The sequence below is a fragment of the Shewanella sp. FeAMO genome (genome assembly GCF_053653955.1).
On record NZ_CM132201.1, the window covers coordinates 4,738,786 to 4,753,286 of the forward strand.

General features: G+C 55.4%; 18 protein-coding genes and 1 pseudogene. 13 read left to right on the top strand and 6 right to left on the bottom strand.

Going from position 1 to position 14,501, the window contains the following annotated elements; genetic code table 11:
- Nucleotides 1–40: 40 nt before the first annotated feature.
- A complete protein-coding gene (ftnA, locus tag ACWAU4_RS21180; protein WP_028780740.1) occupies nucleotides 41–568 on the bottom strand; it encodes a non-heme ferritin in 528 nt (175 codons plus the stop codon).
- Nucleotides 569–842: 274 nt separating this feature from the next.
- Between ftnA and moeA the strand changes: the two genes are divergently transcribed.
- Both moeA and moeB read left to right on the top strand, forming a co-directional pair.
- Nucleotides 843–2,087 (top strand): molybdopterin molybdotransferase MoeA, encoded by a 1,245-nt coding sequence (gene moeA, locus ACWAU4_RS21185; RefSeq protein WP_144437844.1) that lies wholly within the window; start codon nucleotides 843–845, stop codon nucleotides 2,085–2,087.
- A 7-nt stretch (nucleotides 2,088–2,094) separates the two neighbouring features.
- The gene (moeB, locus tag ACWAU4_RS21190) at nucleotides 2,095–2,847 is read left to right on the top strand and encodes a molybdopterin-synthase adenylyltransferase MoeB (RefSeq protein WP_208125270.1); all 753 of its coding nucleotides are present in this window, start codon (nucleotides 2,095–2,097) and stop codon (nucleotides 2,845–2,847) included.
- Nucleotides 2,848–2,899: 52 nt separating this feature from the next.
- Here the strand turns inward: moeB and ACWAU4_RS21195 are convergent, their stop codons facing one another.
- A complete protein-coding gene (locus ACWAU4_RS21195; RefSeq protein ID WP_208125271.1) occupies nucleotides 2,900–4,729 on the bottom strand; it encodes a LamG-like jellyroll fold domain-containing protein in 1,830 nt (609 codons plus the stop codon).
- Nucleotides 4,730–5,000: 271 nt separating this feature from the next.
- Here ACWAU4_RS21195 and ACWAU4_RS21200 point away from each other — a divergent pair, with 271 nt between their 5' ends.
- From ACWAU4_RS21200 to ACWAU4_RS21240, 9 genes are all read left to right on the top strand, one after another.
- Nucleotides 5,001–5,660, top strand: a complete 660-nt coding sequence (locus ACWAU4_RS21200) for a Bax inhibitor-1 family protein (RefSeq protein ID WP_028780736.1) — start codon at nucleotides 5,001–5,003, stop codon at nucleotides 5,658–5,660.
- Nucleotides 5,661–5,663: 3 nt separating this feature from the next.
- Nucleotides 5,664–6,470 (top strand): hypothetical protein, encoded by an 807-nt coding sequence (locus ACWAU4_RS21205; RefSeq protein ID WP_208125272.1) that lies wholly within the window; start codon nucleotides 5,664–5,666, stop codon nucleotides 6,468–6,470.
- Nucleotides 6,471–6,496: 26 nt separating this feature from the next.
- Nucleotides 6,497–6,892, top strand: coding sequence for a VOC family protein (locus ACWAU4_RS21210; RefSeq protein ID WP_156018532.1), 396 nt, complete (start codon nucleotides 6,497–6,499; stop codon nucleotides 6,890–6,892).
- 26 nt (nucleotides 6,893–6,918) lie between these two features.
- On the top strand, nucleotides 6,919–7,152 hold the full coding sequence (locus ACWAU4_RS21215; RefSeq protein ID WP_115389461.1) for a hypothetical protein: 234 nt from the start codon (nucleotides 6,919–6,921) through the stop codon (nucleotides 7,150–7,152).
- 79 nt (nucleotides 7,153–7,231) lie between these two features.
- Nucleotides 7,232–8,158, top strand: a complete 927-nt coding sequence (locus tag ACWAU4_RS21220; protein WP_208125273.1) for an alpha/beta hydrolase — start codon at nucleotides 7,232–7,234, stop codon at nucleotides 8,156–8,158.
- Nucleotides 8,155–8,751: a hypothetical protein gene (locus tag ACWAU4_RS21225; RefSeq protein WP_208125274.1), complete on the top strand. Its 597-nt coding sequence runs from the start codon at nucleotides 8,155–8,157 to the stop codon at nucleotides 8,749–8,751. The genes ACWAU4_RS21220 and ACWAU4_RS21225 overlap by 4 nt, the downstream gene beginning before the upstream one ends.
- Complete coding sequence (locus ACWAU4_RS21230) at nucleotides 8,751–9,233, top strand: GNAT family N-acetyltransferase (RefSeq protein ID WP_208125275.1); 483 nt, start codon at nucleotides 8,751–8,753, stop codon at nucleotides 9,231–9,233. Before ACWAU4_RS21225 ends, ACWAU4_RS21230 begins: the two co-directional genes overlap by 1 nt.
- A gap of 60 nt (nucleotides 9,234–9,293) precedes the next feature.
- The gene (locus ACWAU4_RS21235) at nucleotides 9,294–9,536 is read left to right on the top strand and encodes a hypothetical protein (protein WP_025009196.1); all 243 of its coding nucleotides are present in this window, start codon (nucleotides 9,294–9,296) and stop codon (nucleotides 9,534–9,536) included.
- 2 nt (nucleotides 9,537–9,538) lie between these two features.
- Nucleotides 9,539–10,048, top strand: a complete 510-nt coding sequence (locus ACWAU4_RS21240; RefSeq protein ID WP_208125276.1) for a M23 family metallopeptidase — start codon at nucleotides 9,539–9,541, stop codon at nucleotides 10,046–10,048.
- Here the strand turns inward: ACWAU4_RS21240 and ACWAU4_RS21245 are convergent.
- The gene (locus ACWAU4_RS21245; RefSeq protein ID WP_096142161.1) at nucleotides 10,017–10,901 is read right to left on the bottom strand and encodes a LysR substrate-binding domain-containing protein; all 885 of its coding nucleotides are present in this window, start codon (nucleotides 10,899–10,901) and stop codon (nucleotides 10,017–10,019) included. The two genes, ACWAU4_RS21240 and ACWAU4_RS21245, sit on opposite strands and share 32 nt — an antisense overlap.
- A 108-nt stretch (nucleotides 10,902–11,009) precedes the next feature.
- Between ACWAU4_RS21245 and ACWAU4_RS21250 the strand changes: the two are divergent.
- Both ACWAU4_RS21250 and ACWAU4_RS21255 read left to right on the top strand, forming a co-directional pair.
- Nucleotides 11,010–11,666: pseudogene (locus ACWAU4_RS21250) on the top strand (FMN-dependent NADH-azoreductase).
- A gap of 113 nt (nucleotides 11,667–11,779) precedes the next feature.
- Nucleotides 11,780–12,214, top strand: a complete 435-nt coding sequence (locus ACWAU4_RS21255) for a hypothetical protein (protein ID WP_156018529.1) — start codon at nucleotides 11,780–11,782, stop codon at nucleotides 12,212–12,214.
- 51 nt (nucleotides 12,215–12,265) lie between these two features.
- Here ACWAU4_RS21255 and ACWAU4_RS21260 read toward each other — a convergent pair whose 3' ends face one another.
- The 3 genes from ACWAU4_RS21260 to ACWAU4_RS21270 form a co-directional block, all read right to left on the bottom strand.
- Nucleotides 12,266–12,433 carry a YqaE/Pmp3 family membrane protein gene (locus tag ACWAU4_RS21260; protein WP_208125277.1) on the bottom strand — a complete coding sequence of 56 codons (168 nt, stop codon included), beginning with the start codon at nucleotides 12,431–12,433 and terminating at the stop codon, nucleotides 12,266–12,268.
- Between the two features lie 120 nt (nucleotides 12,434–12,553).
- Nucleotides 12,554–13,234 (bottom strand): TIGR01621 family pseudouridine synthase, encoded by a 681-nt coding sequence (locus ACWAU4_RS21265; RefSeq protein WP_156018528.1) that lies wholly within the window; start codon nucleotides 13,232–13,234, stop codon nucleotides 12,554–12,556.
- Nucleotides 13,235–13,237: 3 nt separating this feature from the next.
- On the bottom strand, nucleotides 13,238–14,500 hold the full coding sequence (locus ACWAU4_RS21270; RefSeq protein WP_208126241.1) for a sensor histidine kinase: 1,263 nt from the start codon (nucleotides 14,498–14,500) through the stop codon (nucleotides 13,238–13,240).
- Nucleotide 14,501: the final 1 nt, after the last annotated feature.

Sequence of the window (14,501 nt, forward strand, 5' to 3'; positions counted from 1 at the left end):
AAGCAGCCTTAAGGCTGCTCTCTTTTATAACCAGGTGGCCTTAAGCCATCTGTGCATTCATCACAGTCTCGCCACCTTCGCTCGCCAGTTGCATCAGATCCTTGTCCACCAGGAACAGCGCCTTGCCATCCTCGCCCACCAGGCGGATCTTGTCGACAATCGACTTGAACAGCTTCTCTTCTTCGTGCTGCTCGGCCACATACCACTGCAGGAAGTTGAAAGTGGAATAGTCTTGAGTCGTGAAGGCGGTATGAGCCAAGGCATTGATCTTACTGGTGATCAGCTGCTCGTGCTCGTAAGTGTACTCGAACAGGGACAGCAGGGATTCAAAATTGGCCTTGGGAGCTTCAATGGCGCCCAGCAGAGGCATGCCGCCGGTTTCACTGACATAGGTGAACAGACGACGCATATGCTGCATCTCTTCATCGGCGTGATCCCGCAGGAACTTGGCCGCACCTTCAAAGCCTTTGTCTTCACACCAGGCGCTCATCTGCAGATACAGGTTAGAGGAGAAAAACTCCATATTGATCTGCTCGTTCAACTTATCAATCATGGCTTGTGCCAACATATCCTTGCCTCTCGTTTCTGGTATCTGTTTCATGGGCGCTATTGTTATCAAGGGGCACAACAAATGCAAGAATCTTTACCTAACGCAATGATTTATAATGAAAACACTTTTCATTTAACTTGAATTATCATTTGTTATTTGCCGCAATCCGCTGACTGTAAAAGGAAAAGCCTGCGCCCAGGGCACGAAAACTGGCATGCAGATCATAGTCATCCACTTTCAGCGTGGCATAATAGCCAACCAGGTTCAGTAATAGCTCAAATAAGGTTGCTCTATGTCCAAGCCGCAAGACGTCTGTGCCCATCCAGGGCTGATGCACCCGGATCTCGCTCTGCCCCTGCTACTCGAGCAGGTCTCCCCGTTGGAAGATACCGAAACCGTGCAACTGTCGGATTCTCTGGGACGGGTACTGGCAGAAGACTTGGCCAGCAGCATAGACCTGCCGCCGTTCGATAACTCGGCGATGGACGGCTACGCCTATCGTTATGCCGACTTACCCGAGAAGGCCAGCCTGAAATTACTGGGCAGTTCCTTTGCAGGCCATCCCTTTGAAGGCCAGTATCAGCCAGGCGGCTGTGTCCGCATCATGACTGGCGCTCCTGTGCCTGCGGGTTTCGACACAGTGCAAATGCAGGAGAAAACCGAGGCCAATGGCGAGCTGATCACCATAGAACCTTGCAAGCAGGCCGGAGACAACGTGCGTGGCCGCGGCGAAGAGCTGCTGGCCGGCACCAAGGTCCTCAGGGCCGGCACTCTGATAGGTGCCGCCGAAATGGGGGTGATGGCCACCATAGGTATCAGCAGCCTTAGAGTGATCCGCAAGGTCAAAATCGCTTTCTTCTCCACCGGTGATGAATTGCGCCCCGTGGGTTCAGAGCTGGCTCCCGGCCAGATCTACGACTCCAACCGCTACTCGATTCAGGGCCTACTCAGCCGCGCCGGCGTTGAGTGGCAGGATCTCGGCGTTATTGCAGATGATCCTGAGGCTATCCGTCAGGCATTTCGCAACGCCTCGGCCAACGCCGATATGGTGATCACCTCAGGGGGGGTCTCGGTCGGTGAGGCCGACTTCACCAAGCAGATCCTCGATGAGGAAGGCAAAATAAGCTTCTGGAAACTGGCAATCAAGCCGGGCAAACCCTTTGCCCTCGGCCATATAGGCAAGGCGGTGTTCTGTGGTCTGCCGGGCAACCCGGTTTCATCCATGGTGACCTTCTACAAGCTGGTGTGGCCTTTGCTGCATAAACTGCAGGGGCTGCCACAACCAACCCCACTACTACTGGATGCCAAATTGACTGCCCCCATACGTAAACAGCCCGGACGGGTGGAATACCAGCGCGGTATTCTGAGCCGCAACCAGGACGGGGAACTGGAAGTGGCGGTAACCGGCTCACAGGGTTCGGGCATGCTGACCTCCATGAGCCTGGCCAACTGTTTTATTATTCTGGAGCAGATGCAGGGCGACACCCCGGCGGGCACCAGAGTCACGGTAGAACCCTTTAACAGCGTGCTGTGCTGAGGCCGATATGAGCGACGAGATACTCACAGATGCCGAGATGCTGCGCTACAGCCGGCAGATCTCCATCAAGGCGATGGACATTGAAGGCCAGGAGAAGCTCAAACAGGCCAAAGTGCTGATGATAGGTGCCGGTGGCCTGGGCTGCGCTGCCGGTCAGTATCTGACTGTAGCCGGGGTCGGCAAGTTGACCCTGGTGGACTTCGATACTGTCGAACTGTCCAACCTGCAGCGCCAGGTACTGCACCAGGATGGCAATATAGGCCAGCCCAAAGTGGAATCGGCCAAAGAGAGCCTGAGTGCGCTCAATCCCCATGTTCAGATAGAAACCATCAATGGGGTGTTGGATGATCCCGAATTGGATCAACTGGTTGCCGAGAACCATCTGGTGCTGGACTGCACCGACAATGTTGCGGTGCGCGAACAGCTCAATCGCAGCTGTTTTCGGCATAAGGTGCCCTTGGTGTCCGCTGCCGCCATCCGTATGGAAGGGGTGATCTCCGTCTTCGGTTATCAGCAACAGATGCCTTGCTATCACTGTTTCAGCAGTCTGTTCGGCGAGCAGCAACTCAGCTGTGTCGAGTCGGGTATTCTGGCGCCGGTCGTCGGTATGATGGGCTGCCTGCAAGCGGTGGAAGCCATCAAGGTGATAAGTGGTATCGGTAAGCCGCTCTATGGTCGTTTGCTGATGGTCGATGCCATGACCATGGAGTTTCGCGAGATGAAGCTGCCGCAGATCCCCAACTGCCCCGTCTGCGGTTGAGGCTGCAATAACAAGAGGCTGCCTGGGCAGCCTCTTGTTATTGCAGCATTTTTTACTTGGCGTTAAGCCAGTCAGACTCAGGCAATACCCTGTCGACAATCCGGATCTCGGCAATATCACCGCGGAACAGATCGGCCACCTCACCGTCCCAACTGGAGGCGCCTACCATCCATTCGCCGCCGGGAATACTCACCAGCCCATGCTGCTCGGCTTCGGCGGTACGCATTACCCTGGAGTTGTCCACATACATGGTGGCGTATTGGCCGTCGTTGACTATGGCCACGTGATACCAATAATCCCTGTCCACTTCCCATGACCAGTTGCTGGGCCCCACGCCATTGCTGGAGGTGGAGATCCACTGGAACTCCTTGAGACTGGAGGCGGTCAACGCCAGCGAAGGATCGCCGCCGCCACAATCCAGCTTATGGTGTTCACACACCTGGCTCTGGCTGGGTTTATGGGCAAAGACAGCGCCCCAGGCATTTTCCGATGTCTGCCACTCTGGTGCCAGACGCACTATCATCTCTATGGTGTACTGCGGCAGAACACCAGCCTGGCCATCGGCAGAAACCAGCGTCGGTGCCTGGCTGGAGAGGTAATAGCCGCCCTGGGTGTTGCCGCCCTTGAAACGAGCCGCCCCAGTGGCGTGGCCGAAGCCAGGAGCTTCACCGAGCAGTTCAAACAATTGTTCCTGAGTGCCACTGCTGCCCGCCTTGGCCTTGAGGCTCAAGGTATTGCCGCGCCCGGAAAGATCCATAAACTGCACCTTGGTCGGGTCTGTACTGGTTAACTTATGCTCGGCATCGAATATCCAGTAGGCGAGTGTTCCTTCAAGCTTACCCGGGCCTTCGGTTTCCACTTCCTGATTCAGCTTGGCAAAACGCTTTTCAAAGTCCAGGGGCTGTTCAAACTCCCAGCGTTGCAACACATCCTGCGGCTGCCTCTCTGCCTCCGGGATGGCCGCAACCCAAGGTGAGAATGAACGAAACTGCAACCGCTTATTGGCTTCATCGAAACTCACCAGTTGCAGCATACCGTTGCCACCCCAGAATCCCGATTGATAGTCCACCAAGATCATGACCACATCGCGGCCATAGCGGTTCTTGGCCACCATCTTGGCCTCGCCATGGTGATGGCCGTTAAAGGTGAGGAAGATCTGGTCGTTGTCTTTGATCAACTTGTCCCACAGCATGGCGCCATTGTCGGTAAATATGGCGTTGTTGCCATCATCGGCCACATTCAACAGCTGATGGGTGGTGAGTATGGTCGGTGTTTCCGGGTGGGCATCCAATACCGACTGTGCCCAGGCTATGCTGGCCGCCGAGGTACGCCAGTCGAGCGCCAGCAACAGATACTCGCGCTCACCGCCCTTGAAGAGGTGATAACTGTTGAAGCCGGTGGCATCTGTCCCCTGGAAACTGGCAAAGTTGTTTTGCTGCAAAGACGCCGGGAAATGCTTGAGGAAAGGCTCTGCCGCCAAGGTCCTGTCGCTGTCGAAGTTGCTATTGATATCGACCCCGGACTGACGATAAGCCAGCACATCATGGTTGCCCGCCAATATGCTGTATGGGGTGGCTGGATTGGCCTCCAGAATGCTCATGGCCGCGCGGGCATTGAGCCATTCCTGCTCAGAGTCAGGCAGGTCGACCACATCCCCCAGATGCGCCGTGAAGACAATATTTTGTTGCTTGTAGTTATCGGCAATCCACTGAGTTTGAGCGTTGTAGCGCTCGGGATTATAGCGGGAGTACTTTTGGGTATCGGGCATGACCACCAGAGTGTAACTCTCGGCTGCGGCTTGAGTGCCATTGTCGTTGTCTGAGTTACACCCCGTCAGGCCAAGCACGGCACCCAGAACCAGTGCTCCAATTGAGTGTCGCATGATATCTCTCCAGTTCAGGCTAGTAAGAAAGTCTGGATTTAAACAAGGACAGATGAAGCAAAATAAACACTTTTATTTCAAAATCATTAAGTTACAAATCATTATCAAAACACACAGGCGGCCAACATAAGTCTCTATCACAACAAGCGCTTGATGGTTGGAAGATGTCGCACAGGGTTTTGGGCGATAGCGCCTTGTTGAGCTTGGGGTTTTTCTATATCGTGTGGCGCTTTAATCTCGCCTGAAATCTGCAAAAAGGAAATTTCCCGCTATGGACAACAGCCTGCGACGCAACTACGGCACCGATAAGGGCCTGATCAGTGCCGGCAAATACAACCTGGTCATCGGCCTGACCCTGATCTGGGGTTTTGTGGTCAACTATCTGATGGTGCTGAATATCGACCCCGAAATCATCGCCACTATTCCAATCTGGTTGTTCTTTATCGGCTACTTTGGCTGCTGTATGGCGGGTATCTATCTGTTCCAATCATCGGACAAGCCTGCGGTCAGCTTTCTCGGTTACAACCTGGTTGTTGTTCCCTTCGGCCTGATAATTAACCTGGTCGTCAGCGGCTATGACCCGACGCTGGTGTTGGAGGCGCTGCGGATAACGACTATCGTGACTCTGGCAATGATGATACTGGGTACCCTGTTTCCCGCCTTCTTTGCCCGCATAGCCGGCGCCCTGACCATAGCCCTGCTATTGGTGATCATTGTCGAACTGGTGGAGCTGTTTATCTTCAAGACCCATCACGGCATTCTCGACTGGATAGTGGTATTGATCTTCTGTGGCTACATTGGCTATGACTGGGGCCAGGCCAACGCCAAGGAAAAGACGGTCGACAACGCCATCGACAGCGCCGCGGCGCTTTATATGGATATCATCAACCTATTCCTGCGCATTTTGAGCATTCTGGGAAGAAGGAATTAACCCATGCGTTTACTCTTGCTGTTGCTGCTCCCCATGGCTTGTTACTCTCTGAGCGCTGCCGAGTGCAGCACTCAGGCTCTGGCCAAGGCCAGGAGTGATTTCCAGCAAGGTTATGCCAAAGGCGAGTATCAACAGGCAACGGCGGCGCTCGCCGCCTTTCATCAAGAATGTGGCTATGAGTTGTTCCCCCAAATCAAAGGTGCAACCGAGCCGGCCATCGAAGATGTTCGCCGCTACTACTGGCTGATAAGCGAGCTCTTGCTGGGTCTGTCCCGCAGTGGTCAACTCAACGAGTGCATAGCTCTGGCCGAATATGAAGAGCTCAATTGGGGCAGCCACTTTTATCGCCTCGGGGGTGAATCCGTGTTGGCGGCCCTGCAATACAACGCCGCCAACTGCAAGAGCAACAGAGAGCAAAAGCTCGGCAGTTTCAGTCAACAAACTTGTCCAATCGCAGGTGCTGCGGATGCGCTGGCTATTCCCTCAAGCTGGCAGATGGGCCAGGCCTGTTTGCGGCTGTTTCCGGGGCAATCGGAAACCGAGTTTGACGCTGGCGATCAGATACCGCCCTATGTCGAACTGATAACCGCCACTGAACGCCACAAACTGGCCTTTGCCGACGGCAAGCTTGGCAGTGGCGATTTTTGTGGCTTCTCTACTCTGGATCTGGGCCGCGATAAGCAATTACGCATTTCGGGAAGTGGCGGATTCTGCTGGCAAGGCAGTGCTGTTTTTATGCTCGACTCAGTCTACCGCTTGCAGCAAGATAAACTGACCATAACAGACGAACTCTTCGTGCCGGTTCACTGAACCATGACAATCAAAGGAAGGTGCCAATGATAGATCACCTCAGCAGCTATGCCACAGATTACCCCAAGACACGCGACTTCTATCTCGAAACACTAAGCGCCTTGGGTTACCCCTTGGTGATGGAACTGGTGGCCGAGTGGAACAGCGAGTTTCCCAGCCAGCGTATGTGCGCCTTCGGACCGGACAACAAACCCGTGTTTTGGATCATTGAAACCAAGACGCCCCATACGCCGCGGCATATTGCCTTCACTGCCGCCGACCGCGATGCCGTCAGCCGGTTTTATCAGCTGGCACTTGAACATGACGGTCAGTGCAATGGTCAGCCTGGGCTGAGGCCTCATTACCACGCACACTACTTCGGTGCCTTTGTGTTGGATCCAGATGGCAACAATGTCGAAGCCGTATGCCATCAACCCCTGTAGGTATTTGAAATGAAGAAATTACTTTTATGCCTCTCCCTGTGTTTGTTGGCTCTGCCTGCGATAGTTTTCGCCTCAAGGACGGAAAACTGCTGCATTGCGGCATGAGCCGCATAAAGCTGCTGGAACTTGCTGGTTCCCCCATGGATAAATACACCCAGACACTTGGTGTCGACAGCGGCAGAGCCACCGCCGGCAAGACAGTAGAAGTATGGAGTTACCGATTGCAAGGCAGCATAGGGGCTAACAGTCACTCTGAGTAATGGTCAGGTGCAGAATATCGTATCCGAGCAAGAGGATCGCCTCTGAGCTCATAACAAGTTTTCACAGGAGGTTCCCGCCATGACGGGATTGGAAACAGGAATACAACGACTGGTGGATGAGTTTATTGCAGCCGGTCGTCCCAACGCGCGTCTGCAGCCACTGAATGAACGACGTCAGGGCTATGAAGCCAGTGTGGTGCTGGCGGGACCCGCCGCCGAGGTTTGCACCCAGGAGCTGGAGCTGGAAGGCATTCGCCTGCGACGTTACCTGCCGGACACCCCGGGGCCTTGGCCCACGCTTATCTACTTCCATGGCGGCTGCTTTGTGGCCGGAAGCTTTGTGACTCACGAGCAGCAGCTCAGCTATCTGGCCTGTCATGGCAAAGCCCAGGTTATCGCCGTCGACTACCGCCTGGCACCGGAACACTGCTATCCGGCAGCACACAACGATGCGCTCAAGGCCACCCAGGCTATACTGGCCCAGGCGGCGCAGCTACAGCTGGATCCGGATAGCGTCACTCTGGGCGGCGACAGTGCCGGCGGCCATCTGGCGCTGGTCACCTGCCTGCGCCTGAAACAACTAGGCTGGCAGCCGAAACGGCAGTTGCTTATCTACCCCATGTTGGATGCCACCGCTGCCATGGAGAGCTACCGCAGCAACGGCGACGACTTTATTATCACCCGCGATGCCTTGCTCAGCGGTTTTGAAGCCTATCAGCAAAGTTCTGGTGTCGACGCCAACCATCCTGAAATCAGCCCCCTGTATCGGGAGGATTTTCAGGGCTTGTGTCAGACTCACATTATTACCGCCGAATTTGATCCGCTGCGGGATGAGGGAGAAGCCCTGTATCGCAAGCTGGTAGCCGCCGGTGTCGATGCTCGAGCCTGCCGCTTTCAGGGCGTGATCCATGGTTTCTTCCAATTGGCCGATATCAGCTCGGCCGCGCGCGAGTGTCTGGCCCAACTGGCGGCCATTCTGCGTCGAGACAGTGAAGAAGCGGCATGACAAGCAGCTTGGATGTGACTCAGTGGCAAGCGCTGGCTGACGGCTACCCCCAAGTAAAATCCATCAGCCGTCCTTTCGAGGGCGGTGCGCTTTCCTGCCTGATAAGCCGGCATCAGGTGCCGGCTCTGCTTGACCTGCTACGCCGCTATTTACAACGACATGGCATGGAGATAGAACAGCTGGGAGAAGGCCTGCCTGACTATCTAGTGCTGGCGCAGCAGTTGCAGTGTCAGGGCGATAACTTCGAGACCGAGTTTCAGGCACCGATAAAGCTCTATCTGCAACTGACCGCCGACTTTGGTGGTTACCTTCTGTGTCTGCAATCTGATCACAGTGAACTTCTGGCGCAAGTCCAACAGCTGGCACCGACTCCGCCCATGCCTTGGGAGAGCTTTCCCGAACTGGATCCCGATACTCTGGGTGGCCTCCAGGGCTCTCTGGCCTTTTGGCAAGACTACCTCTGGGGACCATTTTGGCAGTGGCTTAGGCGCAGCGGCATTCCCAAACTGGGTGATGGCGAACTGGCACGGCGCTGGGAGGAATACAGTCATTGGCACAACGGCGAGCCGGAACTGGCTGCGGAGCAAATATAATGAAGCTGGAGCTGGCAAATACCGCAGACATCACACTCACTGAACCTGAGTGGGCCTTACTCTTGCTGGCCGACCCAAGCCGCGAAGCCGTGCAGACTTACCTGAGAGACTGTCTGCTGCTCAGAGCCCTCGATACAGAAGATCGTCTGCTTGGGCTGGCACTGCTGCAACTGACACCGGCATCCACACAGATTCAGGCTGAGGTAAAAAACCTCGCCGTTCATCCGGATCACCAAGGCCAGGGAATAGGTAAATGGCTATTGCAACAGTGTCAGACGCTGAGCCGGGAAAAGGGACTGGATAGCCTTTGGATAGCCACGGGCAACTCCAGCCTGGCTCAGCTTGGCCTCTATCAGAAGTGCGGTTTTCGTATCAAAGGTATTGTTCCGGACTTCTTTGCCGCTTACCCTGAGCCGATAGTGGAAAACGGTATTCTCTGTCTGGATCTGCTGCTGTTGGCTTGTCCACTGGCAGAGATCTAACCCAAGAAAGAACATCCAGTGGAATTATTCCAGGGACAACCATTTACAAGGAGAGTTGCCATGGCCTTCAGTGACCGGGAAAAACAGCAGATGTGCGATCTCAAGGGGGTAGGAGCCACAGTCGTTGGTCGCCTTGAGCAGCTGGGATTCAGTCAGCTGTCGCAGCTGGCCGATGAATCCGCTAGCGATATCACCCGCGCCATAGCCCAGTTGATGGGCTCGAGCTGCTGGCACAATAGTCCCCAGGCCCGCGCGGCTATCAGTGCCATCATAGAGTTGGCTCAACGACAGCGTGACCTATGACCATGAAGAAACGTTATGGCTTTATCCTGCTGCTACTGCTGATCTTTGCCGGTGCCCTGATCCCGGAAAACCCACAGGTGCCGGTTCACCAGGCCAGCGCCAAAGACTGGCATAAAGACAGTTTCTGGTATTACCCCTGGGGCCCCTCCGGGGTACACAAGGGCATAGACATCTTCGCCGCCCGCGGCACTCAAGTGCAGGCCCCGACGCCCATGCTGCGCCTCTATCAAGGGGAGTGGCGTCTCGGCGGCAAGGTGGTGCTGGCCTTGGGGCCAGGCTGGAAGTTGCATTATTTCGCCCATCTGGACAGCCTGGAGCCGAACGGTTTTTATCTACCTCAGGGCAGCAAACTGGGCACGGTCGGCGACTCGGGCAATGCTAAAGGCAAGCCGCCCCATCTGCACTACAGCATAGTCAGCCTCATGCCCATGCCTTGGTTGATGGATGATGCGCCCCAGGGATACAAGAAGGCGTTTTATCTCAATCCTGTGACCTATCTGGCGCCCCGCTGAGTGCCTGCTGCCTGAGCCATTCGAGAAACACCCTGACTCTGTGGCTCTGCTCCCGGCCGGGAGCCGGCAGCAGCCGATAACTGAGCCCAGGCAACACCTTGCCCGGCAAGCAAGGTTTCAACCAACCCCGCTCCACCAAAGAGGCCACCAGCACAGAACTGGCAAGCGCCAGGCCTTCACCGGCCAGAGCGGCCTGCACGAGGTGATCCTCCTGGGTAAACTCCAGCAATCTGGCACCTTTGAACTCGTGATAGGTCTGTTGCCATTGCTGCCAATCGAGCCCGTCGAGAGCCGGGTTCTGCCAGCGGGTCTGCAACAGCGTCACCTGAGGTTGCTTGCTCTTGAGATAACCGGGACTGGCATAAATGCCGAACGTCTCACTGAACAGCACCTCTTCGCCTTCTGCCGCTTTGCCGTAGCGTATGCAGAGATCTGTCTCACCCAGAGGGTCGCTAGGCTGCAGCCCCTCATCGCTGCTGACCGACACCCGAATATCGGGGAAACGCTGCTGAAAGTCCGGCAATCGCTGCGCCAGCCATAGGGCGGCAAAGCCATGGGTGGTGGCAACTCTCAGCTGGTTTGGTGTCACTCCCAAACGTTCAATCCCCTGGGCTATGCCGAGCAAGGCCTGGCGACAGGATTCTGCCAACTCGGCTCCGGCCGGCGTCAGTGATACCGCCCGGGTCTGACGGATAAACAGTCGGGTGTCCAGCTGAGTCTCGAGATTTCTTATCTGATGGGAAACGGCGGTCGGAGTCAGGCTCAACTCCTCCGCAGCCAGCTTGAAGCTCAGATGCCTGGCGGCGGCTTCGAACACTCTCAAGTTATTCAGTGTGGGTAAATGGGCAAACATTGCGATCAAATAAGTGAATTTTACTCATCTATAAGTGAGAAATGACCCTTTGTCAACTCGAGCGGTATTCCAGATAGTTATGCCCTGAGCAAACAAACGGAGAAAGTGATGAAAACCCTTTTAAGAATAGATGCCAGCGCGAGAAGAACCGACAATGACAAACCCAGCTATAATTCGATTTCCAAGTCGTTGGCGCAGCTATTCTGCGATCACTGGCAAGCCCAAAATAACCTATAAGAATTCATCTATCGAGATCTGGGAGACCAAGCGCCGCCGGCCATCACCCAAGATTGGATCGCCGCCGTATTCACTCCGGAGGAACACCAAAGTACAGAGCAGCAACGGCTGCTGGCACTGTCGGACTGCCTTATCGACGAGCTGCAGCGGGCCGATATCATTCTGATCTCAACGCCCATGTACAACTATGGCATGCCGGCGGCACTCAAGGCCTGGTTTGATCAGGTCATACGCATAAACCGCACATTCAGCTTCGACTTAAAGCGCGGCGATTTTCCGCTGCGGCCGATTCTCAGCGGCAAAAAACTGGTTTTGGTTTACTCTTGCGGCGAGTTTGGCTTTGGCGAAGAAGGGATCCGCGCCGGAATGAATCACCTGGGCCCCCATATCAAGACCCTGAGCCACTATCTGGGGGTGGAACAGTTTTATGAAGTGCGCAGCGAATATCAGGAGTTTGCCGACGATCGCCATCAGGCTTCCGTCGCAGCAGCCGGAGCCTCGCTGACAGAGTTGGCCCAAATACTCTAGCCATTCATAAGTGTAAATAACCTTTCATCGACCGGCGAAGATGCTAGGCTCTCCCGTCTTGAAAGCCCACCTCTATTGCAAGGGCAAAAGACGATTTGGAGGGAGAATTGAAGATGCCGCGGATACTTAACCCTGTGATTGGCTTGCTGGCCCTGTTGGCAAGCGGCATGGCACTGGCCAAGGACGCACAACCACTGCAACTCGAGCTGCGTTATTGCCAGTGTGCAGCTCCTTTGGAAACACAGGAACTCAGCCGGGAGTTCCTGGCCAAATCACGGTCACTGACAGTGGCCCTGTTGCCTGATGAAGATGCTGGCAGGGTCACAGATAAGGAGTTCAGCTTGAGTTACCAACTCCAGGCGATAGAGAGCGGTGTCTGGCAGCTTAACTATACCGCCGACTTTCATCACAACAGCAGCCACTACAGCAGTCAGAGTCAAGTCAGGCTGCCACAGGACAAGTGGCTAAAGCTGTTCGGTAATCAGAGCCAGGAAGGCACAAGCATCAGGCATTTTAACCTGCTTGGCAGAATCGTGGCCGCTCAGTAACTGCGGCCACTTTACCGCCAAGTTCTCTACACTTGAAGCCGGTTGTTGATATCAGTTCTTGGTCACTACCCAGAGCGCATGCAGCAGCCCGGGGAACCAGAAGAACAGACAAAGAATGATATTGATCAGCAGGTCTTTACCGACACCCGCTTTGAGAAATACCGCCACCGGCGGCAGTAAAATAGCGATGATGACGAGCAAGAGTTTGTTGGTATCCATGGTATGACTCCTGGCGAGGAATTAAAGGGGCAACCCGTTTAACTTGGCAGCATGACGCCCGGCTTGCAACCTTTTTTACCTTTGCCTCGAAGCGAGCCGACGTTTCGACCACGCCGGAATTCATTTGCGCTTGGGCCAGTCCAAAGTCCAAGGTTCCGCTAACGCTTGCATCTGACTCAACACTCCCGGCTGCAGAAAGGAGTCGCCCTGTGATGGCAAGCTCAGGTATCTAAGGGTTTGCCCCCTCCATTCAAACTCCAGCGCATAGGCATGCAGGTAACCACGGTCGGCATCAACAGCGCTGCCACCATAGAGAGTATCCCCCAGAATAGGCACCCCCAGACTGGAAAGTGCCACCCTCAGCTGATGGGTCTTGCCGCTGTGGGGTTTGAGCAGATACAGGCGCAGCCCTTCGGCAACCGACCAGGAAAAGAACTGGGTAACGGCAGGGTTGTCGGTGGAACGCAGCAGCTTATACTGACTGCGGCGGGACTTGGCCATATCACCTATGATCCAACCCTGCTTTTTGCCCGGTTTACCCTTGGCCAATGCCAAATAATATTTCTGCACCTTGTGTTCACTGAACATCCGGGTAAATTCAGCTGCCGCTTCGGATGAACGGGCCAGCAGCAATAGGCCGGAGGTCAAGGTATCGAGTCTATGCACGGGATAGAGCTTGCAGCCCAGCTCCTGCTCGGCACTGGCCACCAAACCTGCCTCACCGTGCTGGCTGTGAAAATGAACCCCAGGACGCTTGTCCAGCAGGATAAAGTCGGGCTCTGTGGCTATCACTGAATACATGGGTTAAACCTGAAATGTCACTCTGACTCTGAGACCTGGATGGTTATCTTCCAGCGAAATACTGGCGTTGTGTCGCGATAGAATCGCCTTGACCATGGAAAGCCCCAAGCCGGTACCCTGCTGATGGCGGCTGGGATCCAGCCGCACCAGACGCTCAAAGACCCGCTCACGTTCAGCCTCCGGGATCCCGGGACCATTGTCGCTGATGATGACCTGGTTGGTTTGCTGCGAGATGGTGATACAGGCACCCTCGCCCGCATAGCGAATGGCGTTGTCGACCAGGTTGAACAGCGCCTGGAACAAGAGGTGTTTGTCGCCTGTGATATGGCAGTCCTCACTGGTTTCCAGCTTGAGCTGCTGGCCTTCTGCCTCGGCCAGCACGTCGGCCATATCCAGCAGATCGGTGCACATCTGCTGCAAGCTGAAGCTCTCCAGCTCCAGTTTTTGCTGCCCTTCTTCAATGCGGGTCAGCGACAGCATGGCGTTGAAGGTCGCCAGGCAGTGATCCAGCTTTTCAATAAGAATCGCGCTGCGCTCCGGGATCTCTTCCGCCGGATATTGCGGCAACTGCTCCAGCCCTATCCGCAGGTGCGACAATGGCGTGCGCAGGTCATGGGCAATATTGTCTGTCACCCCGCGCACTGCCGTCAGGTTGTGCTCCAGGGTATCCAGCACCCGGTTGAACTGGCGCGCCAGCATGTCGAATTCATCACTGTTGCGACTCACCGGCAGGCGGGTGTTGTAGTAACCTCGCTCTATGCGTTCACTCAAGCGGTTGTATTGCACCAAACGCCTGAGCAGCGCCTTGGAGAACAGGTATCCCATGGCCAAGGTCAATACCACGGTCAGCATCACGGCGGTAGCCGCTGCGCTGAGGAACTTCTCGATCAGCGTCGCCAGGTGGTCGGTACGGGTAGCGATCAGCACAGGGCCATAGCGGGTCATCACCACGCCGCCTGTGAGAATATGCAGCTTATCCGGGCCACCGGTGAGAATGGGGAAATCGCGGGTTCTGGGTAGCAGCGGCATATTGTCGGGCATGAAGGTCAGCGCCCCCACCATATCCGGGCTACCCTGCCAGGCTATAAGTGCGGTTTGTGGATCGGCGGCGCGAATTTGCGCCGCAAAACTGCGTTGATCCACACTCAAGGCCAACTGTTGATAGCGCTGCGCCTCCGAGGCCAAGTGTTTCTCAACCTGAGACTGCTGCTCTGTCACCAGCTGTTGATAGAGGGCAAACAGCAAGGCGCCGATGATCAGAGTCACC